Raw genomic sequence first — 24,185 nt, 5'->3', positions numbered from 1 at the left:
TATAACTAAAGCTACGATCAATCGTATGGGTGATGTTGTCAAGGGGGTTCGCCGTGGTCGTCATGTCACCCGCGTCACGGCCACGGCCGCCTTGAGGTCCGCCCAGAACTCGGGTCGCGCCTCGACCCGCTGACCCAGCCGGTAGACGGTCGTCCTGAGCTTCCCGCGCACCCTCAGGTGCACTTCGGTCCGCCCCGGGTGCGCGAGCAGAATCTCCTTGAGCTGGACGACCGAGGTGGGCGTCACGCCCGACTCCGGCATCTCCAGGCGTACGGGCGCGTTCGGCCCCGCGTCGCTCAGGTCGGGCACCGCCATCTCCATGGCGACGAGGCGGGGTACGTCCTCGCGCTTGTCGAGGCGGCCCTTGACGAAGACGACGGTGTCCTCGACGAGCTGGGTGGAGACGAGCTGGTACGTCGCGGGGAAGAACATGCACTCGATGGAGCCGGCGAGGTCCTCGACGGTGGCGATCGCCCAGGCGTTGCCCTGCTTGGTCATCTTCCGCTGGAGACCGGAGACGATGCCGCCGATGGTGACGATCGCGCCGTCCGGACGGTCCCCGCCGGTCAGAGCGGCGATAGCCGCGTCCGCCCGCTCGCCCAGCAACGGCCCGAGGCCGTCGAGCGGATGAGAGGAGACGTAGAGGCCCAGCATGTCGCGCTCGTTGGCCAGCAGATACGCGCGGTCCCATTCCTGATCGCGGAACTCCACGTCCAGCCCGAACCCGGGCTGCCCGGTCGCCGATCCGGCCGCGCCTGTGCCGCCGGCCGCGCCCGCCGTGCCCGCCGTGCCCGCCGTGCCCGCCGCGCCGAAGAGGTCGAACTGCCCCTCGGCTTCCCTCCGTTTGACCGCTACGACATTGTCGATCATCGACTCGTAATGCTCCATGAGCCCCTTGCGGGTATGGCCCATGTCGTCGAAAGCGCCCGACTTGATCAGGGATTCGGTGGTGCGCTTGTTGCAGGCGGTCGCCTCGACCTTGTCGAGGTAGTCAGGAAAGGAGCGGAACTTCCCCTTCGAGCCACGCGAGCGGATCACCGAATCCACCACGCTCTGCCCGACGTTGCGGACGGCCGTCAGCCCGAACCGGATCTGATCGTCGCCTTGCGGCGTGAAATGCGCGTCCGACTCGTTCACGTCGGGCGGAAAGACCCGGATGCCCATCTTCCGGCACTCATTGAGATAGAGCGCCATCTTGTCCTTGTCGTCACGTACCGACGTCAGGACGCCCGACATGTACTCGGCCGGATAATTGGCCTTGAGATAAGCCGTCCAGTACGAGACCAGCGCGTACGCGGCGGCGTGCGCCTTGTTGAAGGCGTAGCCGGCGAAGGGGACCAGGACGTCCCACACCGCCTGGACGGCCTCATCGGAATAGCCGCGCTCGCGGCAGCCCGCCCGGAAGGGGACGAACTCCCTGTCGAGCACTTCCTTTTTCTTCTTGCCCATCGCGCGGCGCAGCAGATCGGCCTGGCCCAGCGAATACCCCGCGAGGATCTGCGCCGATTTCTGCACCTGCTCCTGATAGACAACCAGGCCGTAGGTGATGCCGAGCACTTCCCGCAGCGGCTCCGCCACCTCGGGGTGGATCGGGGTGATGTCCTGCTGCTTGTTCTTGCGGAGCGCGTAGTTCGTGTGCGAGTTCATGCCCATCGGGCCCGGCCGGTACAGCGCGGTGACAGCCGTGATGTCCTCGAAGCGGTCGGGCTTCATCAGACGGAAGAGGGAGCGCATGGCGTTTCCGTCGAACTGGAAGACGCCGAGGGTGTCGCCGCGCCCCAGAAGGCCGAAGGCCCTGGCGTCGTCGAGCGGCAGTTCCAGGAGTTCGAGATCGATGCCCCTGTTCCTGCGGATGAGTTTGCGGGCGTCGTCCATGATCGTGAGGTTGCGCAGGCCCAGGAAGTCCATCTTGAGCAGGCCGAGCGACTCGCAGGTGGGGTAGTCCCACTGCGTGATCGTCACGCCGTCGGTATGCCGCACCCAGACCGGCACATGGTCGGTGACCGGCTCGCTGGACATGATCACGCCGGCCGCGTGCACGCCCATCTGCCGGACCAGGCCCTCGACGCCCTTGGCGGTGTCGATGACCTTCCTTACGTCCGGTTCGCTCTCGTACATCCCCCGGATCTCGCCCGCCTCGCTGTAGCGGGGGTGTTCGGGGTCGGTGATGCCGCTGAGGTCGATGCCTTTCCCGCCGACGTCGGCGGGCATGGCCTTGGTGAGGCGGTCGCCCATCGCGTACGGATATCCGAGCACGCGCGCGGAGTCCTTGATGGCGTTCTTCGCCTTGATCTTGCCGTACGTGCCGATCATCGCGACTTTGTCGGCGCCGTATTTCTCGGTCACATACCGGATCACCTCTCCGCGCCTGCGCTCGTCGAAGTCGATGTCGACATCGGGCATGGAGACGCGCTCGGGGTTGAGGAACCGCTCGAAGATCAGCCCGTGCGTGATCGGGTCGAGGTCGGTGATGCCCATCGCGTACGAAACCAGTGAACCGGCCGCGGAGCCCCGGCCGGGTCCGACCGCGATGCCGTTGGTCTTGGCCCACATGATGAAGTCGGCGACCACGAGGAAATACCCCGGGAACCCCATCTGGATGACGATGTCCATCTCGTACTCCGCCTGCTTCTGATAGGCCGCGTCCCAGCCGCCGGGAAAGCGCCGCCGCATTCCCCTGGCCACTTCCTCCCGGAACCAGGTGACCTCGGTGTACCCCTCGGGCACGTCGAACTTCGGCATCAGATCGCGCTTCTCGAACATGCCGGCCGTGTCGATCTGTTCGGCGACCAGCGACGTATTGGCGCACCCCTGCTGCCAGGCGTCCGAGGAGTCGATGGCGTACATCTCGTCCGTGGTCTTCAGGTAGTAGCCGGTGCCGTCGAAGCGGAAGCGGTCCGGGTCGGAGAGGTTCTTGCCGGTCTGGATGCACAGCAGCGCGTCGTGCGCCGTCGACTCGTGCGCGTACGTGTAATGCGAGTCATTGGTCACCAGCGGCGGAATGCCGACCTCTTTGCCGATCTTGAGCAGATCCTCGCGGACCCGGCGCTCGATCTCGATGCCGTGGTCCATCAGCTCCAGGAAATACCGGTCCTTGCCGAAGATCTCCTGGTACTCCCCGGCCGCCCGGCGCGCCTCCTCGTACTGACCCAGCCGCAACCTCGTCTGAAGCTCACCGGAAGGACAGCCGGTGGAAGCGATCAGCCCCTGGGACCACTGCGCGATGGTCTCCTTGTCCATCCGCGGCCACTTCTGCAGCCACCCCTCCGCATACGCGTCCGAGGAGAGCTTGAACAGATTGTGCAGCCCCGTACTGTTCGCCGCCCAGATCGTCTTATGCGTATAACCACCCGAACCGGACACATCATCGCGCTTCTGATGCGGCTGACCCCACTGCGCCTTGCGCTTGTTGCGCCGGGACTCCGGCGCCACATACGCCTCGATCCCGATGATCGGCGTGACCCCCGCCTTCTGGGCGGAATGGAAGAAGTCGTACGCCCCGTGCAGGTTGCCGTGGTCGGACATGGCGATGTGCGTCATGCCCATCTCGTCGCACGCGTTGAACATGTCCCGCAGTCGCGCGGCGCCGTCCAGCAGCGAGTACTGGGTGTGGACATGCAGATGGGTGAAGGGCTGCGGCATGCGGCACACCGTACCCCAGTTTTGAACATACGTTCAGGACGTATGTTCAGAACGCGAAGGCGCCCGGACGGACATTCATGCCGGATGTTCGGCGCGCGCGCTCAGAGCCTGCGCCCGGAGCGCGCGCCGGGAGGAGGATGTGCTGTGCGGCACTCCCGCGCGGCGTGCGCCGCGGGGGCTTGAGACCGTACGATTGACGGGCTCACGCCGTGTCACATGCGCCCCTCCATGGCCGAATGCGGACCGTAGTTTTCCGCTTCGGGGTTCCATTCGAACGGACGATCAGTAGCCTCGGCTCAACACACCCGCGATGAGCTGGAGCGACTGACTGATGGAGCGTCCCACCTGGGCTCCCCAGGGAATCGACCTGTCTGTGCCGAGCGTGTCCCGGATCTACGACTACTACTTGGGTGGCTCGCACAACTTCGAGGCCGACCGCGAGGCCGGCCGCAGGGCGATCGAGGCATTTCCCGGGCTGCCGAAGGTCATGCAGGCCAACCGCGCCTTCATGCGCCGTGCCGTGCGCTACGCCATCGGCGAGGGTGTGAACCAGTTCCTGGACATCGGCTCCGGCATCCCCACCTTCGGCAACGTCCACGAAATAGCCCAAGCGGCGGACCCCGCCGCCCGGGTGGTCTATGTGGACCACGACCCGGTCGCCGTCGCCCACAGCCGAGCCGTGCTCGACGGCGAGGTACGGGCCGCCATCGTCGCCGGTGATCTCCGCGCCCCCCAGGAGATCCTGGGCAGCGCCGAGGCCGGCCGGCTGCTCGACCTCGATCGTCCGGTCGCGCTCCTGCTCGTGGCCGTGCTCCACTTCATGGAGGACCAGGACGACCCCTGGAAGGCGGTCGCCCGACTGCGCGACACGCTCGCCCCGGGCAGCCTGCTGGTCCTGACCCACGCCTCCGTCGAGGGCGGTCCGCGGAAGCCGGAAGAAGGTGAAGGAGTGCAAGGTGTGTACCGCAAGGCCGGCTCGCCGCTGCTGATGCGCGCACGGGAGGAAGTGGCCCGGTTCTTCGACGGGTTCGAGATCGTCGACCCCGGTCTCGTCTCGATGCCGCAATGGCGACCGGACGCCGCCGACACCCCCGAGGGCGCGGACGAGGACCCGGTGATCTTCAGCGGATTCGCGGGCGTAGGACGTAAGCAGTGAACGTCGCACGGAGCGGCAGACAGATGCCACGGAGCGCCGCCGACGAGGACCGGCTCCAGCGGTTCGCCGCGATCTGGAGCCGCGCCATCTACCCGGCCACCACCACCTCCATGACGCGCGCCGAGTTCGAGGGCTACCTCGTCCCCCTGGCGGGCCGGCTCGGCGACGCGCTGCGCGCCGAGCCCTTCGACGCCGGGCCCGCCACCGACATCGGGGCAGCGCTCGTCGACGCCCACTGCACCGACCCCGAGGCGCTGCCCCGGATCCTCGGCGTCATCGACGCCTATCTGGTGCTCTACTGCCCGTCGGGCGAGGCGCTGCCCGCCGAGGAGGGCCGCTCCCGCTGCGCCCGCCTCCAGCACGGTGTCGCCGCCGGTTTCGCCCGCGCCCTGCGCGAGCGCACGCGCAGCGAGCAGGAGGCCATCACCCGGGCGGCGCTGGGCGCGCGGGCCGAGGCCGAACAGGCGCTGCACGTGAGCGAGGCCCGGTTCCGCGCGGTGTTCGAGGGCGCGGCCGTCGGCATCGGGATCGCCGACGTCGACGGCGAGGTCCTGGAGGTCAACGACGCGCTGACCCGGATGTTCGGCGGCATGGAGCACCTCGCCAGCGGCAGCAGGGCCACCGACTGGGGGCACCCCGAGGACTCGCCCGAGGTCTGGGGCCTGTACCACGAGCTCGTCCGCGGCGACCGCGACCACTACCGCATCGAGAAGCCCTACGCCCGCGGCGACGGCAGCGTCCTGTGGACCACGCTCACGGTCTCCCTGCTGCGGGGCGCCGACGGCGAGCCCAAGTACCAGCTCGCGCTGATGGAGGACATCACCGAGCGGCGGCGGCTGCACGAACGGCTGCGCTACGAGGCCCGCCACGACGCGCTCACCGGCCTGCCCAACCGCACCATGTTCTTCGAACACCTCGACCGCGCCCTCGTCGGCGGCCCCGACGGCGCGGGCGGCGACCGGGTCGGCCTGTGCTACCTGGACATCGACGGCTTCAAGGCCGTCAACGACAGCCTCGGCCACGCCGTCGGCGACGAACTGCTGGTCGCCGTCGCGGAGCGGCTGCGCGCCTGCGCCACCGCCCCCGGCGAACTCGTGGCGCGCCTCGGCGGCGACGAGTTCGTCGGCCTGGTCACCGGCGAGTCCGCGGGCGCCGACGTCACCGCGCTCGCCCGCCGGATGCTGCTCGCCCTCGCCGAGCCCGTGCACCTCGAAGGGCGCGAGCTGTCCGTACGGGCCAGCATCGGCGTCGTCGACGGCAAGACCGGCACGCGGGGCGCCGCCGAGGTGCTGCGCAGCGCCGACATCACGATGTACCGCGCCAAGGCCGCCGGCGGCAACCGCTACGAGCTCGCCGACGCGGACTGCGACGCCCGCGCCATCGCCCGGCACTCCCTCACCAACTGCCTGCCCGCGGCCCTGGACAACGGCGAGTTCTTCATCGAGTACCAGCCGCTGGTACGGCTCGGCGACGGCGTCGTACGCGGCGCGGAGGCGCTCGTACGGTGGCTGCACCCGGTGCACGGAGTCCTCGGCCCCGACCAGTTCATCCCCCTCGCCGAGTCCACCGGGCTGATCGTGCCGCTCGGCCGCTGGGTCCTCCAGGAGGCGGCCCGGCAGGCCCGCGCCTGGCGGCACGCCGAGGGGGACGGGCCGGACGCCGGGCCGCTGCGGGTCAACGTCAACCTCTCGCCGGCCCAGCTCTGCTACCCGGGCCTGGTCGCCGAGACGATCGAGGTGCTCGCGGACGCGGGGCTCGACCCCGCCGCCCTGTGTCTGGAGGTCACCGAGAACGCCCTGATCGGCGCCGACGAGGACGCCTTGCGCCCGCTGCGGCAACTCGCCGATCTCGGCGTGGACATCGCCCTGGACGACTTCGGAACCGGTTACTCCAACCTCTCCTACCTGCGCAGACTGCCCGTCTCCACGCTCAAGCTCGACCGCTCCTTCACGCGCGGCATGCAGTGCTCGCCCGCCGACCCCGTCGATGTGAAGATCGTCGAGGGAATCGTCTCGCTCGCCCACACGCTCGACCTGTCGGTGACGGTCGAAGGGGTGGAGACGGGGAGTCAGGCGGAGTGCCTGCGCGTGCTGGGCTGCGACACCGCCCAGGGCTGGTACTACGCCCGCCCCGGGCCGCCCGAGCGCCTGCACACGCTCTCGCTCGTGGACGCGGCGTCGTAGGCGAGCGAGGTCGCGAACGCACGTTACGGGCCTACGGGCGCACGACGCCTACGGGCCCACCGGAGGGTGTCGCGGGTCGTCGAGCTGTTCGCGCTCCTCATCGGTGAGCAGCCGCGAGCGGATCAGGAAGCGCACCCCCTCGGGGGCTTCGAGCGAGAAGCCCCCGCCGCGCCCCGGCACCACGTCCACCGTGAGGTGGGTGTGGTGCCAGCGCTCGAACTGGTCGGCCGACATCCAGAAGCCGACCGGTTCGGCCACCCCGTCGACGGGCAGCGAGGCGAGCAGGACGTCGGAGGAGCCCGTACGGAACTCACCGGCGGGGAAGCACATGGGCGAGCTGCCGTCGCAGCAGCCGCCGGACTGATGGAACATCAGCGGACCGTGCGTGTCGCTCAGCCGCCGCAGCAACTGAGCGGCGGCCGGGGTCAGCGCGATGCGTGACGCGACTGTCATGGAGGTCTCCTCCGTGGTCTCCGCCGGGAACCGGTTCGGTATCAGAAGAGCAGGGCGCCCGTTGCAAGGACGTTGCGAGTCCGCTTCCGGGATGTCGCGCGGATTCAGTCGAAGCGGATGTGCCGGGCGCTCGTCGCGTACTGGCGCAGCCGCGTACGCAGCGGGCCGTCGTGGTTCGCCGCGATCGGCAGCCCGGCCGAGCGCGCGATGTGCTCGGCGACGCGCGCGACCGGGGCGCGGTCGGTGTGGAGGTGCTCGGCGAACTCCCTTTCCCGCAGCCGCTTCAGGCAGTCGTCGAGCCGGGCCACGGCGAAGCTCTCGGTCCGCAGGCCGAGCCCGAACCCCCGCTGGCGCAGCCGCCGCAGCACCGTGGCGCGCTCGGCGAGCAGCGAGAAGTGGTGCACCTCGTGACCGCCGTCGCGGAGCCTGCCGACGATCTCGGCGAAGTAGCCGGAATCGACGAGCGTCATCGGCACGATGACCGGACCGGCGTGCTCGCGCAAGGCCAGGTCGAGCATGTCGTACACGCTCCGCCGCCAGGCCGGCAGATCCTGGAAGTCGCCGCGCAGGGCGGGCGGCAGCATGCGGTGCAGCCCGAACCCGGCGTGCTCGGGGTCGCATACGACGCTGCCCGCGATCCGCCGGCGCAGCTCGTAGGCGGTCTGGGTTTTACCGCCCCCGAAGGGGCCGTTGATCCACAGCAGCATGCGGCCGACGATACCGCCGACCCGGGCGGGGCGCCCCTGCCCGGCGCTGGCCGCCGGGACAGGGGTGCGAGATCACTGACTCTGCTGCATGCGGTGCAGGGAGGCCACCAGTTCGTCCACCTCCTGCGGGGTGTTGTAGAGCGCGAACGAGGCGCGCGCCGCGCTCTCCAGCCCGTAGTGACGCAGGGCCGGCTGCGCGCAGTGGTGGCCGGCCCGTACGGCTATCCCGTCCCGGTCCAGGCAGTCGGCGATCGCCGCCGGGTCCTGGCCCGCGAGCGTGAACGTCAGCACGGCGACCCGGTCCGGCGCGGCACCCAGGATCTCCAGGCCGGGCACGGTGGCCAGGGCCTGCTGGGCGTACCCCGTCAGCGCCGTCTCGTACGCGGCGACGGCGTCCCGGTCGAAGGAGGTCAGCCACTCCAGGGCGGACAGCAGCCCGACGACCCCGCCGATGTTCCCGGTCCCCGCCTCCAGCCGGTGCGGTACCGCCGCGAACGTCGTCTCGCCGAAGTCGACCGACTCGATCATGTTGCCGCCGCCCTGCCACACCGGCATGGCCGCCAGGATCTCCGGCTTCGCGTACAGGGCGCCGATGCCCGTGGGGCCGAACAGTTTGTGCCCGGAGAACGCGTAGAAGTCGGCGTCCAGTGCCTGGACGTCCACGGGCAAGTGGGCGACCGCCTGCGCGCCGTCCACCAGCACCTTGGCCCCGTACCGGTGCGCCAGCGCCGTCATCTGCGCCACGGGCAGGACGGTTCCGAGCACGTTCGAGGCGTGGCTGAGCGCGACGAGCTGCGTCCGCGACGAGAGGAGATCGGCGTACGCGTCCTGGTCGATCTCCCCCTCCGGCGTGAGCGGCACCGGCACCACCCGGGCCCGCCGCTCCTTGGCGATCAGCTGCCAGGGAACGATGTTGGAGTGGTGCTCCAGGACGGGGACGAGGATGTCGTCCCCGGGGCCGAGGTTGGCCCGGCCCCAGCTCTGGGCGACGAGGTTGATCGACTCCGTGGTGCCGCGGGTGAAGACGATGTCCTCGGGCGCGGCGGCCCCCAGGAAGTCGGCGACCGCCGCGCGCCCCGCCTCGTACGCCTCCGTCGCCTCGCGGGCCATCGTGTGTGCGCCCCGGTGGATGTTGGAGTTGGCGGCGCCGTAGAAGGCGGCGAGCGCCTCGATCACCTGGCGGGGCTTCTGCGTGGTGGCGCCGTTGTCCAGCCAGACCAGGGGGTGCCCGTTCACGGTGCGGTGCAGGATCGGGACGTCCTGCCGCGCCGCCTCGGGGGAGAAGCCGCCGCGCCGCGCTCCGGCCGCGCCAGGCGTGCCGGCCGCGCTGGTGGTCGGATACCGGGGCATGTCGGTCTCCGCGCCGAGACCCTGTGCCATGCCGAGGAGCGCCCCTTCGGACGCGCCATCGGGGAGCGTGGTGGGGGGCGGGCTCCCGGTCATGGTGCCGGGCGCGGCTTCGGGCACGGCCGAGGGGGCGCTTCCGGTCGCGGCGGCGGGAACGCCCGCGGCCCCGGCCGTCGGTGCTCCGCCGGTTCCGGCCGGGGTCGCGGGCGCCCCGCCGGTCCCGGTCGGCGGTACGCCGGAGGCTCCGACCGACGGCGCACTCGCGAACAGGCGCCCCGCGTCGGACAGGGCCCCGCTCCCGGGTACGCCCCTCCTGACGTCAGGAGTAGTCATGGTAGTTCGACACCTCGACGTTCTGGAGCACGGCGCTGGCGTCCTCCACCAGGACCGCGGTGTTGAAGTACGCCGTCATCAGATGCGAGGTGATGCCCTTCTGGTCGGTGCCCATGTTGCGCATGGACAGGCCCGGTTCGACCTCGTCGGGGATGCTCGCCGGGCGCAGGCCCACCACGCCCTGCTCGGCCTCGCCCACCCGCATCAGCAGGATCTCGGTGGTGCCGGCGGACTCGGATCCCGCGAACCGCACCTTGTCGGAGGGCAGCAGCGGGACGCCTCGCCAGGTCAGCAGCGGACTGCCGAACCTGTTGTCGGTGACCGGGGGCACACCCCGGCGGGTACATTCCCGGCCGAACGCGGCGATCGCCTTGGGGTGGGCGACGAAGAAGCCCGGCTGCTTCCAGACCTTGGCGAGCAGGTCGTCGAGGTCGTCGGGGGTCGGCGAGCCCGTACGCGTCTGTACGCGCTGGCCCGGGGCGACATTGTTGAACAGCCCGAACTCGGGGTGGTTCAGGAGCAGCGACTCCTGGCGCTCGCGGAGCGCCTGGATGGTCAGGTTGGCCTGCGACCGGGTCTGGTCCATCGGCTCGTTGTAGAGGTCGGCGACCCGGCTGTGCACGCGCAGCACGGTCTGCGCGAGGCTCATGTGGTACTCGCGCGGCGAGTCCTCGTAGTCGACGTACGTACCCGGGAGCATCGGCTCCCCGACGTGCCCGGCGCTCAGGTCCACCGGCACCTCGGAGCCCGGCTCGGGCATCTCCCCGGCGACGTACGAGTCCATCGCGGTCCGTACGGCCTGGCAGCGCTCGGCCAGCGAGGTCAGCGCGCTGTGGTCGGCGCAGAGCGCCACCCCGGCGGTGAGAGCCCTGACCCGGTAGGGCATGGGACAGGCGCGGGCCCACGCGTCGATGTCGAAGAACTGGCCGTCGCAGACCACTTCGAGCAGTGCGTCCTGCCCGTAGCGCCCGGTCACCCGCTTCTCGGCGCGGCCCCGCACGAGCACCCACAGCCGGTCGGCGGAATCGCCCTCCTGCGCCAGTAACTGCCCGGCCTCGAAGTTGACTTCGGTGAAGGCCCCGGCCAGCTCGGTGAGCAGTTCCTGGTCGGCGTCCCGCAGGTACGGGATCTCCCGCAGGTCCTCCGCGACGATGTGGTGCGTGTCGTTCTCGGTGTAGCTGCTGATCCGGTCGTCGCCGACGACGAATGTCCGCCGCCGGTTGACGCGGTAGACGCCGGACTCGACGTCGACCCAGGGCAGCGCGCGCAGCAGATACCGCGGGCTGATCGCCCGCATCTGCGGAGTGGTCTTGGTGGCAGTGGCCAACTGCCGTGCGGCATCGGGACTGAGACTCAACCGGTCGTTCATGGCAACCCCCTCATGGGCCGGTGCGCGATCCGGCTGGCAGGCCAAAAACCGCGCACGGAATGATGCCCGATGGTCTGCTCGACACCTCGTGTCCACAAGACGGCATTTTTCTGCAACAGGCTTGAAATATGCGCGGCGGTGCTCTTGCAAATTCGTACAGAGGTAAACGATTCATGGGCAAAAGGTTTCATGACCACGTACGCGGCCTCGCGGCTCCGCGTCGCGCCCGGTCGGCGATGCGCAGACCGGGTGCGGCGGCCGAGCGCGTACCCGTCCAGAACCAGCCCGTGGCGAATTCGACTGGCGCGGGAAAGCGCCCGGTTCAGGGGCCGGTGGGGCTCCGGCCCGACGGGCGAGGCGGCGATCGGCCGAGTGGGCCGGCCGTTGACGGTCGAACGGGTCGGCCGTTGACGGCCGAGAAGGGGCTTCGGCTACAGTGACCTGCTGTTATTCAGATGCGCCCGGGCCCGTGCGGCCCGGGAGACGGGAAGGAACAACTATGAGCCGACGTATGTCCACGCTCGCCGCGTCCGCGGTACTGGCCGGCGGACTCCTGTTCGCGGCTGTCCCCGCGCAGGCCGCGACCGCCGCCGACACCGCCACGATGGCGGCCCGCGGCAAGGTCACGTGCAACGTGAAGAAGATGCGTTCGGAGATCAACAGCCTCAAGTCCAAGGCCGCCAAGTACGAGCAGCTCGGCGACAGGCAGCGGGCCACCGAGACGCGCGCCAAGGCGAAGGCCAAGCAGCGGCAGCTCCAGGCGTGCATCGACGCCGACAACAACAACTCCGGCCCGTTCGGCTGATCAGCCGTTTCCCGGTCCGTAGCCGATAACCGGCGGCGGACCGGAACGCGAGCCCCGAAAGCCCCCGTTCGGCGATGCCTTCGCCGGGCGGGGGCTTTTTGTACGAGCGGGGGCTTTCATACGGGCGGGGACTTTTCGTGCGGGCGGGGCCTTGGCACGGGCGAACAGGGCTGCCCACCAGCCGGAGCCGGAGCCGCCGCTGCGGCCGGGGTTCAGGCGCCGCGCGGCTCGACGCGGAAGTCGAACGCGGCGGTACCCGGGTCGGTGATCGTCACCCCGCCGTCGACGGTGAGGGCCGCTCCATTGACGTAGGACGCGGCGGGCGAGAGCAGCCAGGCGATGGCCTCGGCGACCTCCTGCGGCTCGCCCGGACGGCGCGCGGGCGTGAGCCGGGTCGCCGCGTCGTACCCCGCCTCGGCGCTGCCGTCCCCCAGCCCCGCCTCGTCGGCGAAGCGGGCCATCCGCCGGTCGGCCATATCGGTACGGATCCAGCTCGGGCACACCGTGTTGGCGCGCAGCCCCTGCGGCGCGTAGTCGACGGTGAGCGAGCGGCAGAGCTGGAGGAGGGCGGCCTTGGACGTGCTGTACGCGGCGCTGCCCACGCCACTGCGCAGCGCGGCCACCGAGGCGACCGCGACGACGGAGCCCCGCGCCTGGAGCAGGTGCGGGAGTGCGGCTCGGATCAGCAGGAAGGGGCCGGTGACGTTGGTGCGCATGACCGCCTCCCAGTTCTCGACGGAGACGTCGCCCACGGCTCCGGCGCGCGCGACACCCGCGTTGAGGACCAGGCCGTCGAGCCGCCCGTAGGTGTCCACGGCCGCGTCGACGAGGCCGCGGACGGCGTCGGGGTCGCCGGCGTCGGCGGGGTGGGCGAGGGCTCCGGTCTCCTCGGCGAGCGCGTGCAGCGGCTCGGGCCGGCGACCGGAGATCACTACCTGGTGCCCGGCGGCGCGGAGCAGCCGTACGGCGGCGGCGCCGATGCCCGTTCCTCCACCGGTGATGATGACAACTCGCAGGTCAGTCATGATCGTTCACTCTCCGAACGTGATCGCGTGCAGGCCGTGCGAGCCTACGCGCGGGCCCCGCCGCCGGGCGAGAGCGCCTGCCGCCGGGCGGTACGCCGAAGAGAGAAGTGCGCCGGACCCGTGCCGGGCGGAGGGGGGACATGTCAAGATCCCTCGCATGGCCACACTGAGCGAGCTCCTTCCCGTCGAGGCCGTCCGGCTGGACGCCCCGGCGTCGGACTGGCGGGAAGCGGTCCGGGCCGCGGGCGATCTGATGGTCGCCACGGGCGCCTGCACCGCCGACTACACGGCGGAAATGATCCGCAACGTGGCCGAGAACGGACCGTACATCGTGGTCGCGCCCGGCTTCGCGTTCGCTCACGCCCGGCCGTCGCCCGCCGTGCTGAGGACCAGTATGTCCTGGGTCCGCCTCCGGCAGCCCGTGGAGTTCGGACACGAGACGAACGATCCGGTGACCCTGGTGGCCGGGCTCGCGGCACGGGACGCGAGCGCCCATACGGCCGCGATGGCCGACCTGGCGCGGCTGCTGGCGGACCCCGGCACCGGGCGGGCGCTCCGCGAGGCCCGTACGCCGCGGGCGCTGCACGCTGTGCTCATGGGGCACGCGGAGCCGGAATCCGGGGCGGGGCCGGGGCCTGCGGCGGGGGCCGGACCGGCCGTGCACAAGATCCTGACCGTGTGCGGCAACGGCCTGGGTACGAGCCTGTTCCTGAAGAACACGCTGGAGCAGGTCCTCGACCGCTGGGGCTGGTCCCAGTACGTCACGGTCGAGGCCACCGACACCATTTCGGCCAAGGGGAAGGCGTCCGAGGCCGTCGCCATCCTCACCTCCCGGGAGATCGCGGGGACGCTCGGCGACGTGGGCGTGCCGGTGAAGGTGGTCGAGGACTTCACCAGCACGGCCGAGGCCGATGCCGTGCTCAGAGACACCTACGACGTCTGAGCACGGGACGGCGTCTGAGAACGAGACGGCATCCGAGAACGGGACGGCAGAACGGGACGGCGTCCGAGAACGGGACGGGGACGGAAGGCATCATGGACATGGACTGGCTCGTATCCCTCGCGAAGTTCCTCGTGGACGAGATCCTCAGCCAACCCGCCTACCTGATCGGCCTCATCACGGCCGCCGGTCTGATCGCGCTGCGGAAGCCGATCGGGCAGGTCATCGGCGGTGCGATCAAGGCGACGCTGGGCTTTCTGCTGATCGGCGCGGGCGCGAGTCTCGTGGTCAAGTCCCTCGGGCCGCTGGGGGTGATGATCCAGGGGACGGCCGGGGCGCACGGCGTGATCCCGACCAATGAGGCGATCGTCGGCATCGCCCAGGCCCAGTACGGCGCGCGCGTCGCGTGGCTGATGATCCTGGGTTTCGGGGTCAGCCTGCTGCTGGCCCGGTTCACACCGCTGCGCTATGTCTTCCTGACCGGCCACCACATGCTGTTCATGGCCACTCTGCTGACCATGGTGCTGGCCACGGCCGGACTGCCGTCGGCGGCTGTGGTGATCGTCGGCGGGGTGCTGCTGGGCATCATGCTCGTCTCCATGCCGGCCTTCGCGCACCCGTGGACGCGGCGCGTCACCGGCAACGACACCGTAGCCATCGGCCACTTCGGTACGGCGGGATACGTCGTCGCGGGCGCGGCAGGGCAGTTGGTGGGCAGGCGCAGCCGCAGCACCGAGGACATGAAGCTGCCGGAAGGGCTGCGCTTCCTGCGCGACTCGATGGTCGCCACCGCGCTGTCCATGGTGCTGATCTACGGTCTGATGGCCGTCGGCTACCTCGCCAAGGCGGGCCGGGAGACGGCGTTCAAGGCGTTCGCCGCCGAGGGCGGCACAGCGGCCGGCGGCGTCGGCGACTACCTGATGCGGGCCGTCATGCAGGGGCTGCAGTTCGGCATCGCCGTCGCCGTGATCCTCTTCGGCGTCCGCACGATCCTGGCCGAACTCGTCCCGGCCTTCCAGGGCATCGCCCGCAAGGTCGTCCCCGGCGCGGTGCCCTCGCTGGACGCGCCGATCGTGTTCCCGTACGCGCAGAACGCCGTGCTCGTCGGCTTCGTCTCCAGTTTCCTCGGCGGCCTGGTCGGCCTCGGTCTGCTGTCCGCGGTCTTCGGCCCGGCCTTCGGTCTCTCCCTCGTCCTGCCCGGCCTCGTACCGCACTTCTTCACCGGCGGCGCGGCGGGCGTCTACGGCAACGCCACGGGCGGCAGGCGCGGCGCGGCGGTCGGCGCGTTCCTCAACGGTCTGCTGATCACCTTCCTGCCCGCGCTGCTGCTCAAGGTGCTCGGCGCCTTCGGTCGGGAGAACACCACTTTCGGGGACGCCGACTTCGGCTGGTTCGGCTCCCTGATCGGCAATGCCGCCAAGGCGGGCGGGGCCGGGGGAGTCGTCCTCCTGCTGCTGATCGGCGCCGTCGTGCTGGGCGGCGCGGTACTGGTGCAGAAGCGGGTCGTGGAACGGGGCTGGGACCCGGGCGCCCGTCGCGACGTCTTCTTCCCGAAGAGCGGTCGTCCGCCGGGCGACACGGCACCGCCCGGTGAGGCTCCGCACGCCGAGGACACCCGGTCGTACGGGCGGATCGCGCCCCCGCCCGGCGCACCGGCACCGCCTCCGCCGCCGCCTCCGTCTCGGGAGCGGTGACCCGCGCGACGGAGGGCAGCGCCTGGGCGGAACGGTTTGCCGCACGCCCTGCCCGTACTGGATGTCCGTACGGGGTGTTCGTACGGGGTGTACGCATTGGATGTCCGTACGGGATGGCGGTACGGGATATCGGTGCGGGCGCGAAGCCACCGCTACCGGCCCGACCTGCCCCACATCCGGGACGCCTTGGCCCGCCCGGCCGCGATGGGGGAAGCGGTCGGCGGCGAGGAGGGGAGCGGCGGCGGCCGAAGCTGAAGCCGCCGCGAACAAGTGCTCTTCTGCACGGCCGAGAGCCCTACGACCACCGCGCCCAGCATCAGCCACCCCACCGGCCCGGCCGCCATCACCACCCCGGTCAGCAGCGGCGGCCCGGCGGACTTCTGGATGGACTGGGACATCCCGGCCACCCCCAGATACGCGGCGCGGGCGTCCGGCGGCGCGAGCAGCACCGCCAGCTCCCACGAACTTACCGAACGCATCAGCTCGGCCAGCGTGACGAGCAACGCCCCGACGAGCAGGGCGGCCCCGGCCACCCAGGCCCCGCCCTGTGTGGCCGCCGCCACGACCGCACAGCACGCGAACATCATGACCCCGTACAGCAGCACCGCTCGCGTGGCCCGCCGCGGCCCCTCGGCCCGCCGCGACACGCTCAGCTGCAACACCACGACCAGCACGGTATTGATGATCAGGAAGGCCGGGACGAGCGCGTGCGGCGCCGACGTCCGGTTGACCAGCCACAGCGGCAGCCCGACGCTGAGGATCGAGTCGTCGAGATTCATCGCGATGTCCAGCAGCGCGAACCGCAGATAACCGCGGTCCCGCCACGGGCTCCCCGGCCGGACGGCCGCCTCGCTCCCCGCCTCGCTCCCGGTCGCGGCCCCGGCCGCGCCTTCGGGCGCCGCGCCGTTGGACCGTGCGACCTCGACGCTGGCGCCCCTCGGCTCCCGGGCGCGCCACACCAGCGCCGCGGCGGCGACGAACGACAGCGCGTCGCCCAGGATCAGCACCCGGTAGGCGTCGCCCGTCCCCACGGCGAGGCCGATGGCGGCGAGCCCCGCGCCGAACCCGTAACCCGCGTTCGCCGCGCTGCGCGACAGCGCCTGATAGGCCACGCGCCGCTCGCCCGCCGTCCGGGTGGCGAACAGCATCTCCAGCATCTTCGCCGCCCGGTCGCCCAGGTAGGTGACGGCGACGACCGGGAGCAGCGCCTCGAACTCGGTGCACACCAGCAGCAGGCTGAGCGTCACCAAGCGGAGCAGATGACAGCCGACCAGCAGCGAGCGCACCGGGAAGCGGCCCGCCAGCCGCCCGGCCAACGGGGAGCCGACGATGCCCGCCACCCCGGCCGTGCCCAGCAGTACACCGATCTGCTGGGCGCTCAGATGGGTCACGAAGGTGAAGTACAGGACCGAGGACGAGGCCCACAGCCCTGATCCGGCCCGGTCCAGGGCCAGAGCGAGCAGCATGACCCGCGCATTGCGGCCGCCCGGCGGATTGCGCAGTTGGGCGATCAAGCCCCGTCCGTCCTTCGGGCCCCGCCCGCCCGGTATGCCGCCGCGCCGCATTGCCCGCCCCCTCGGATGTATCTCGACGTCAAGAGATCAAGAGATCGAGGGGTAGCCTGCCGGGCGATTATCTCGATGTCAAGATACTTGATGTCGATAGACCTGATGGGTCCTGCCTCGCCCCGGCTGATCGCGGGGCCGGCGCGACGAGGGCCCCGCGATCACGTCCGGAACGAGTGGCGGCGAGCGGGCTGCCGCTCACATCGGGAAGGAGTGGTGGCGAGCGGTCTGACGCGGGCTCAGCAGCTCAGGTTGCCGCCCGTGGAAGTGCCCAATATCTGGGTGAACCTTCGGAAGGTGTCGATCCTGTTCTGGACCTGGCCCGGGTTGCCCCCGTTGCACTCCACCTTTCCGTTGATGCTCCGGATCGTCTCGCCGAAGCCGCGGTCGTTGACGATCGCGTCATGCGGCGTCATCGTGCCCGGGCCGCGTTGGGTGTTCCAGTACCACAGCCCCGTCTTCCAGGCCACGGCCGCGTCGGTCTGTACGAGATTCGGGTTGTGCAGCAGGTCGATGCCGAGCGCGTCACCCGCGGTCTTGTAGTTGTAGTTCCAGCTCAGCTGGATCGGGCCACGTCCGTAGTAGGCCGCTTGGCCGGCCGGACAGCCGTACGGCTTGCTGGGGTCGCAGTAGTGCGGATAGTTGCTGGTGTTCTGCTCCACGACATACACGAGACCGCCGGTCTCGTGGCTGACATTGGCGAGGAAGGCGGCGGCCTCCCGCTTCTTGATGGTGTCGCTGCCCGTCTTCGCGAAGCCGGGGTAGGCGCCCAGGGCCGCGGTCAGCCCCTTGTACGTATAGAACGAGTTCCTGTTCGGGAACATCTGCTTGAACTGCGCCTCGCTCACCACGAAGTCCGTCGAGGGCGAGGTCGGGCCGCAGTTGTACGGCTCCCAGAACCAGGTGCTGATGACCGGGTCGTACCCTGGGTTGTCGTGCGTGGCCCGGTAGTAGTTGCCATTCGTGTACTTGACGATATTGCCGGTCACATATGACTTGCCGGCGGTCCACGTGGTGTAGTTGCAACTCGCGACAGCGGTGCGGCCTGTGGCAGGGGTTGGGGCCGCGGTCGCGGACGGCGCCGCGACGACGAGAGCGGCGGTGAACGCGGTGGCGGAGAGGATGGCTGCCATGCGTTGTCTCAGCAACACTTGATCACTCCTCAGTGCGGCCGGAGCCGCATGGGGTCGGCGCCGGACGGCCCGACGCACGAGCGTGCACCCAGCGGGCGCCGTCCGGACCGGAAGCAACCGCAGAGATGAGTTACTCAACCGTTGCGGTCTGGACCAGTCAAGACCGCAGATCGGCTACGTGCCTCCTGACCGGCGCGACCAGGGCGCCAACTCCCGCCGAGCACCTCGGGGGAGGGGAGTGCGTACCTCCCGGCATCGAAGCGGCGCTCACGGTCGACGCCGACCTCCACCGGCCTACTCCTCGTCCCAGGCGACGGGGAGCCGCTCCACCCCGTAGATGTTCATGCTGGTACGCAGCGGAACCTCCTCCGGCGGAACGGCGAGCCGCAGCGACGGAAAGCGGGCGAAGAGGGTCGGGAGGGCGACCCGCATCTCCACGCGTGCCAGTTGCTGGCCCAGGCACTGGTGGATGCCGTGACCGAAGCCCAGATGCCCGGTGGCCTTTCGCCGCAGGTCCAGGGAGTCGGGGTCGGGGAATCGCAGTGGATCCCGATTGGCGGCCTGGAACGAGAGCGTGACGCACTCACCGGCCTTGATCAACTGACCGTCCAGCTCGATGTCTTCAAGCGCCGCCCGCACCCCGGTGTCGGCGACGGTCAGATAGCGCATCAGCTCCTCGACGGCCTGGTCGGCGAGGTCCGGATCGGCACGCAGAGCGGCGATCTGGTCCGGGTTGCTGAGGAGGGCGAAGGTACCGTGGGCGATCATATTGGCGGTGGTGTCCAGACCCGCGACCAGCAACAGGCCGCCGATGCCGGCGATCTCCTCATCGGTGAGGTCGCTGGCGGTCAGGTCGCTGAGCAGATCGTCGGTGGGTCCGGCGCGCTTGGCCAGCACCAGCTTGTGCAGGTACTCCTGAAGCGCGGTCATGGCCGCGTCCCGCTCCTGCTCACCGGCGCTCTGGGTGAGCAGCGTCGATGCGTGGCGGTGGAAGAACTCCCGGTCGGCGTAGGGCACTCCCAGCAGTTCGCAGATCATCAGCGCGGGTACGGGCCGGGCGTACGCCTCCACCAGATCGACCGTCGGGCCTCGGCGCTCCATCGCGTCGAGGTGTTCGGCGGTGATCTGCTCGACCCGCTCGGTGAGTCCGCGCATCCGGCGTACCGTGAAACTCCCGATGAGCAGCCGCCGGTAACGGGTGTGCTCCGGCGCGTCGATGCCGGTGAGGTCGCCGACCGCCGCCGGGGGAAGCTCACCGAAGTCCACGATCGGGGAGTGCAGAAGCTCCTGGCGCGAGCTGAACCGCTGGTCCGCGAGTATCGCCCGGACCACGGAGTGTCCGGTGGCCAGCCAGCCCAAGTGCCCGCCGGGGTACCGCATCCGGACGAGCGGCCCTTCTTCGCGCAGCCGCGCCAACTCGGCGGGCGGGTCGAACGGACAGCCTTCAGGGCGGTCCACCGGCAGCGTGACCGGCTCGGAGTGCGTCGGTAGTGTGCGGTGCATGGGGGTCCTCCGGTTCAGAGTGCAGAGTGACGTGCCATGTGCGGTGCGATGGGCGGCGAGTGAAGTGATGCGGGGCGCATGACGCGAGGTGCGTGATACAGCGCGCGGCGCGCGGAGTGATGTGCTGCGCGAAGCTGCTTGTACTGGCCGCTCTGCGCAAGCCGGCTCACCGCCCGGCGCCGATACCGGCAACGGCCGAGGAGCGTTCGACAGGGTCGGCGGAGCCCCAAAGGGCTGCTGCGGGGGTTAATTGGGCGGCCAGGAGTGCCGGTGGGGCTGTTTGCCCGGCGCGGTGGCTCAGGCGCGATGGATCACGATGTCGCCGATTCCGGTACTGGCGCGCACCTCGACCGTCTCGTCGGAGGTGTCGGGGCCGTCCGCGGACTTCAGGGAGTTGCGCACGCCGCCGACACCGGTCTTCACATCGAGCCAGGCGGCGGTGGACTCGCCGATGCCGACCTCGACATCGCCGACGGCGGCCTGGAGCGCGATGTGGCCGCGCGTCACTTCGCCGACCCGGATGCCGCCGTTGGCGGACTTGGCGTCGACCCCGGCGTGCGCGACATCGATGGAGATGACGCCATTGGCGGCGTTCACCCGGAGGTCGCCGGTGGCCTCGCCGACCTTGGTCTCGCCGTTCCCGTTCTTGATCCTGGCCGCGGCCCCGAACGTGTCGACTTCGATCCGGCCGGCTCCGATGACCTCGGCATCCCCGGTCACGCGGGCCGCGTGGATGTCCCCGTGGCCCGTCTTGAGGAACGCGGCCGCCACCTCGTCGACCCGGATATCGCCGAGCGACGTCTTGAGCCGGCACTCGCCGAGGCGTCCGGTACAGGTGAAGTCCGCCATCGGGGTGGTGCCGTGGACGTCCGAGCCGGCCGGCAGCTCGACGCGCACGTCGACCGACCCGCTCTTGCCGAACAGGGAACGCTTCTTGGGCCCCTTGATCCGCAACTTGCCGTCCGCATAGGTGACTTTGGTCTGCTGGGCGTCGCGCACGTCGGCGGCTTCGGCCTCATTGCTCGGTAGTACCTCGACGACCGTGTCGATGCGCTCGGTCGCGGCGATCCGGGTGGAACCGACGTCGAATTCAAGGGTGACGGAGATCGGTCCCGGAGTGTCGAAGGTAGGCATGGCTGTCCCGTCCTCATGGCTCAGGTATGCGTTCCCGCTGGTGGGGCGGGTGAAGGAGAAGTGGTGCTCGAACGCCGTCCCGGCTGCGCCCGGTTAGCGGACCCAGCCCGTGAAGCCCTGTCGGCCCATATGGCGCCTATGCTCCGGCGTCCGGCCGCGCTCAGTGGGTTCCAGCGCGGCGCCGACAGCCCGTACGAGCCAGGCGTTGACCGAGAGCCCCTCCTGCCCGGCCGCCTCCTCGGCGCGGGCCTTGAGGTGGGCGGGAAGCCGCAAGTTGACGCGTGCCGTACCGCCGTCGTCGCCGTCCGGGGCCGAGTGAACGGGTGCCATGGGCGCCCGCGCACCGCTTGGCGGGCCCTCATGGCCCTCAGCTTCCCCGAACCCCTCCAGGGCCGGTGGTGGCGTCACGACGAACTCGGGATCGAGTCCGCGCAGCCGTACGTCGACCGAGCCCGGTGCCAGGTCACGGGTGACCTCGCCCATGGCGCTGGACAGCGCGTCCAGCAGCATGAGCCGGACGGCCGACTCCAAGGGGGTGGTGAGTCGCTCGGCCAGCTCGCGCGTCTCGTCCCCGCCCGTATCCGCGGCGACCGCGAGCTCGTGCCGGAGGTTGTCGACATACGGCGTGAGGTCCATGACGCCATAATGGCACCATCGTGACGCCATCGCAAGAGGGGTTGGCGCACACCTGGTGCCAGTGCCTGGCCGGCGCATCCGGGAGCACCGGCCGGTCTGCCTGCCGGCGCCTGTCGGTGCCTGCGAGGAAGGTGCGCCACCTCCGGCACCTGATGGTGTGCCACGCCCGACACCTGATGGCGCGCCACACCCGATCACCGATACCGCTCCACGCCCGACTGTCGACACCACGCCACCCCCGACCACTGACGGCAGCCCAGGGGAGGGGCGGCGGCGGTCAGCCGAGCGGGATGACCGTACGGTACTTCCCGCCGGGCGCCTGCCGGGGCGGCTCCTCGGCCCGTTCGACAGTGACGCCGTCCAGCTTGTTGTCGGCGAGCAGGCGGGTCAGCTCAAGGCGGGCGGCCTGCCATACGCGGTCCGGGTCGGCGCCAGCGGCCGTGAGCAGCCGCACCCGCAGTGTCGTACGGGTGGTCTGCTCGATCTGGAACAGCTCGATTCCGGGCGTGCGGTCGAAGAGCGTGCCGAAGGCCAGCGGAGCGAGGCTGATGTGCTCACCGCGGCCGGTGGGGAAGGTGAGAACGTCCCCGGCGCGCCCCTGGACGCGGATCGCCGGCAGGGGGCTGCCGCAGGGGCAGGGATCGGGCCTGACCAGAACGCTGTCGCCGAGGTCGTAGCGGAGGAACGGTTGCACCTGATTGGCGAGGTTGCTGACCAGGACGGTGTGCGAGAACTCCCCGGGCGGAGTGGGCCGGTGGTCCGCGTCGACCGGCTCGACCACGGCCCAGTCGCTGTTGATGTGATACCACCCCTCGGTGCAGCCGTAACTGAGGTACGCGCACTCGGTCGCGCCGTATACCGTGCGGACCTTCGTGCCGAAGGCGGCCGCGATGCGCTCCGTGTCACCGGTGGTCATGGTCTCGCCCGCGGGCTCGATCAGGAGCGGATCGATGCGCAGCCGGCCCGCCTCCTGCTCGGCGGCGAGCAGCATGATCGTGCTGGCGTATCCGATGACGACGGCCGGGCGGTACGCGTTGAGCCGGCCGACCAGCTCCCCCATCGGGGTGTGCACCGAGAACGCCCGGATCAGCTTGGCGCGCCATCCGCCTTCGCGGACCATGCGCGAGTACCCGGCGAACCCGGCGTAGTGCCCGCCGGTGGCGACCAGTTGGGCGAAGCGCCCGCCGCGGGCAGTGGCCCGCAGGATGTCGGCGGGGCCCAGCCAGGAGGTGAGCGCGTGGGAGGTCAGCGCCGAGGTCACGTCCATGTACCGGTCGTCGAGTATGAACAGGCCGCGCCGGCCGCTGGTGCCCGAGGTGGTGGCCACCATGTACTTCCCCAGGAACCGCTGTCCGATCAGCGCCGGATCGTCGCCGAAGGCGGACACCTTCTCGTACGTGATGTCGCGGTCGCTCACCCAGTCGTCGAAGCTCGCCATCAGCTTCTTCTTGTCGGTGACCGGCAGCAGCGACGGATCCGTCACGCGCTCGGGCAGACCGCGGTAGAGCTCGCGGTAGTAGGGCGACGTGGCGCGGGCGTGGGCGACGATATCGGCCAGCCGTTCCTCCTGGCGCCGCGTGATCGCGGGCAGGCCCTGCCTGCGGGCCCGGCGGATGTCCCGCCCCAGCCGCGACGTGCTTTCACTCATGTGCTTCGTGCTCCTTCCGGGACCCGGCCCGCTCGGTGTCCGGCCGGTGGCCGGCCTGCCGGAGTATGGCGAGGAGGTACGCCTTCACCTCGTCCGCGCCAGTGGTGTCGGGATAGGCGGCGAGGTGCTGCAGCGCCGCGCCGCTGAGCAGTTGTTGGAGGATTTCCGGATCGCTGTCCGCGGGGAGGCGGTCGGCCGCGCGGGCCCGTTCGAGGGTGGCGCGGACCGCCTGGCCGCGGAGTCGGCCATGGGCGCTGTCGTAGGCGCGCAGCAGTTCGGGGAGGTCGTCCACCGCGCCGTAGAGCCGGCGGATCAGCCGGCGCGCACGGGGCCGGCTGAGGTAACCGGCCCAGTCCGTGACCATCCCGTCGATGTCCGGCCAGCGCAATGACGCGGCGTCCACCTCCCGGTACTCCCACTCGATCGCCCGTACCAGCAGATCGGTGAGGTTCGGGAAGCGCCGGTAGACCGTGGCGCGAGTGACCCCGGCCCGGCGGGCGATCTGCTCGATGCTGGCCCAGCCGATGCCCCGCTCGATCAGCAGGTCGAGAGCGGCCGCGAGGATCGCCTCGTCCGCCTCGCGGCTGCGGGGGCGGCCGGGGGGTCGGGGGGACCGTGCGGATGGGTCGGCGGAGTGCGTGTCGTTGTCGCCAAGCTTCACGGAAGAAACAATACAGTACAGCTCTGTATTGAAACTAGAGAGGGGCGATGGGTACGCGCCCCACGCCCCGGAACCGGGCCGTGACCCCGCGCCCCGTGCCCGGGAAAGGGGGCGCCGCCCCGCGCCCCGTACGCGGGAAAAGGGCCGCCGGCCCCGGGGGGGGAGGGGGGGGTGGGGGGGGGGGGTGTGGGGGTGGTCATCGAAATCGACCCGATCAACGGGACCTATCTGGGTGTGCCCGAGAGCGCCCG

The 24,185-nt window shown here is 70.5% G+C and carries 18 protein-coding genes; 5 read left to right on the top strand and 13 right to left on the bottom strand.

Translation table 11 applies throughout. From position 1 onward, the window contains the following. Positions 1–60 precede the first annotated feature (60 nt). The gene (gene dnaE / locus AC07AB_RS20980; protein WP_478569030.1) at positions 61–3,642 is read right to left on the bottom strand and encodes a DNA polymerase III subunit alpha; all 3,582 of its coding nucleotides are present in this window, start codon (positions 3,640–3,642) and stop codon (positions 61–63) included. Positions 3,643–3,973: 331 nt separating this feature from the next. On the opposite strand from dnaE, the gene AC07AB_RS20975 reads away from it, so the two are divergent. Next, positions 3,974–4,798, top strand: a complete 825-nt coding sequence (locus tag AC07AB_RS20975; protein WP_478569027.1) for an SAM-dependent methyltransferase — start codon at positions 3,974–3,976, stop codon at positions 4,796–4,798. A gap of 23 nt (positions 4,799–4,821) precedes the next feature. Further along, a complete protein-coding gene (locus AC07AB_RS20970; protein ID WP_478569024.1) occupies positions 4,822–6,981 on the top strand; it encodes a putative bifunctional diguanylate cyclase/phosphodiesterase in 2,160 nt (719 codons plus the stop codon). 48 nt (positions 6,982–7,029) lie between these two features. Here the strand turns inward: AC07AB_RS20970 and AC07AB_RS20965 are convergent, their stop codons facing one another. The 4 genes from AC07AB_RS20965 to AC07AB_RS20950 all read right to left on the bottom strand — a co-directional run bounded on the left by AC07AB_RS20965 (position 7,030) and on the right by AC07AB_RS20950 (position 11,190). Continuing rightward, positions 7,030–7,434 carry a DUF779 domain-containing protein gene (locus AC07AB_RS20965; protein ID WP_478569021.1) on the bottom strand — a complete coding sequence of 135 codons (405 nt, stop codon included), beginning with the start codon at positions 7,432–7,434 and terminating at the stop codon, positions 7,030–7,032. 104 nt (positions 7,435–7,538) lie between these two features. Beyond that, entirely contained in the window at positions 7,539–8,141 is a 603-nt protein-coding gene (locus AC07AB_RS20960; RefSeq protein WP_478569018.1) for an AAA family ATPase, read from the bottom strand. A gap of 72 nt (positions 8,142–8,213) precedes the next feature. Next, positions 8,214–9,821: a SufS family cysteine desulfurase gene (locus AC07AB_RS20955; RefSeq protein ID WP_478569015.1), complete on the bottom strand. Its 1,608-nt coding sequence runs from the start codon at positions 9,819–9,821 to the stop codon at positions 8,214–8,216. Continuing rightward, positions 9,808–11,190 carry a family 2B encapsulin nanocompartment shell protein gene (locus AC07AB_RS20950; protein WP_478569012.1) on the bottom strand — a complete coding sequence of 461 codons (1,383 nt, stop codon included), beginning with the start codon at positions 11,188–11,190 and terminating at the stop codon, positions 9,808–9,810. Before AC07AB_RS20950 ends, AC07AB_RS20955 begins: the two co-directional genes overlap by 14 nt. A gap of 499 nt (positions 11,191–11,689) precedes the next feature. Between AC07AB_RS20950 and AC07AB_RS20945 the strand changes: the two genes are divergently transcribed. Beyond that, positions 11,690–11,995 (top strand): hypothetical protein, encoded by a 306-nt coding sequence (locus tag AC07AB_RS20945; RefSeq protein ID WP_478569009.1) that lies wholly within the window; start codon positions 11,690–11,692, stop codon positions 11,993–11,995. Between the two features lie 212 nt (positions 11,996–12,207). On the opposite strand, the gene AC07AB_RS20940 is transcribed toward AC07AB_RS20945, so the two are convergent. After that, the gene (locus tag AC07AB_RS20940; RefSeq protein ID WP_478569006.1) at positions 12,208–13,020 is read right to left on the bottom strand and encodes an SDR family NAD(P)-dependent oxidoreductase; all 813 of its coding nucleotides are present in this window, start codon (positions 13,018–13,020) and stop codon (positions 12,208–12,210) included. A 157-nt stretch (positions 13,021–13,177) separates the two neighbouring features. Here AC07AB_RS20940 and AC07AB_RS20935 point away from each other — a divergent pair, with 157 nt between their 5' ends. Further along, on the top strand, positions 13,178–13,963 hold the full coding sequence (locus AC07AB_RS20935) for a PTS sugar transporter subunit IIAB (protein ID WP_478569003.1): 786 nt from the start codon (positions 13,178–13,180) through the stop codon (positions 13,961–13,963). Positions 13,964–14,061: 98 nt separating this feature from the next. Further along, positions 14,062–15,654: a PTS ascorbate transporter subunit IIC gene (locus AC07AB_RS20930; protein WP_478569234.1), complete on the top strand. Its 1,593-nt coding sequence runs from the start codon at positions 14,062–14,064 to the stop codon at positions 15,652–15,654. Between the two features lie 152 nt (positions 15,655–15,806). Here AC07AB_RS20930 and AC07AB_RS20925 read toward each other — a convergent pair whose 3' ends face one another. The 7 genes from AC07AB_RS20925 to AC07AB_RS20895 all read right to left on the bottom strand — a co-directional run bounded on the left by AC07AB_RS20925 (position 15,807) and on the right by AC07AB_RS20895 (position 23,934). Continuing rightward, the gene (locus AC07AB_RS20925; protein ID WP_478569000.1) at positions 15,807–17,168 is read right to left on the bottom strand and encodes an MFS transporter; all 1,362 of its coding nucleotides are present in this window, start codon (positions 17,166–17,168) and stop codon (positions 15,807–15,809) included. A 290-nt stretch (positions 17,169–17,458) separates the two neighbouring features. Next, complete coding sequence (locus AC07AB_RS20920; RefSeq protein WP_478569232.1) at positions 17,459–18,367, bottom strand: glycoside hydrolase family 19 protein; 909 nt, start codon at positions 18,365–18,367, stop codon at positions 17,459–17,461. Positions 18,368–18,646: 279 nt separating this feature from the next. Further along, positions 18,647–19,855 carry a cytochrome P450 gene (locus AC07AB_RS20915; RefSeq protein WP_478568997.1) on the bottom strand — a complete coding sequence of 403 codons (1,209 nt, stop codon included), beginning with the start codon at positions 19,853–19,855 and terminating at the stop codon, positions 18,647–18,649. A gap of 297 nt (positions 19,856–20,152) precedes the next feature. Further along, positions 20,153–20,989 carry a DUF4097 family beta strand repeat-containing protein gene (locus tag AC07AB_RS20910; protein WP_478568994.1) on the bottom strand — a complete coding sequence of 279 codons (837 nt, stop codon included), beginning with the start codon at positions 20,987–20,989 and terminating at the stop codon, positions 20,153–20,155. A gap of 93 nt (positions 20,990–21,082) precedes the next feature. Beyond that, a complete protein-coding gene (locus tag AC07AB_RS20905) occupies positions 21,083–21,625 on the bottom strand; it encodes a hypothetical protein (protein ID WP_478568991.1) in 543 nt (180 codons plus the stop codon). A gap of 277 nt (positions 21,626–21,902) precedes the next feature. Then, the gene (locus AC07AB_RS20900) at positions 21,903–23,273 is read right to left on the bottom strand and encodes a phenylacetate--CoA ligase family protein (protein WP_478568988.1); all 1,371 of its coding nucleotides are present in this window, start codon (positions 23,271–23,273) and stop codon (positions 21,903–21,905) included. Beyond that, positions 23,266–23,934 (bottom strand): TetR/AcrR family transcriptional regulator, encoded by a 669-nt coding sequence (locus AC07AB_RS20895; protein WP_478568985.1) that lies wholly within the window; start codon positions 23,932–23,934, stop codon positions 23,266–23,268. Before AC07AB_RS20895 ends, AC07AB_RS20900 begins: the two co-directional genes overlap by 8 nt. Between the last annotated feature and the right edge of the window lie 251 nt (positions 23,935–24,185).

This window comes from Streptomyces sp. NPDC044033, from assembly GCF_056434425.1.
Note: the sequence above shows the minus strand (reverse complement) of the source record. Positions and strands in the feature narration are given on the sequence as shown.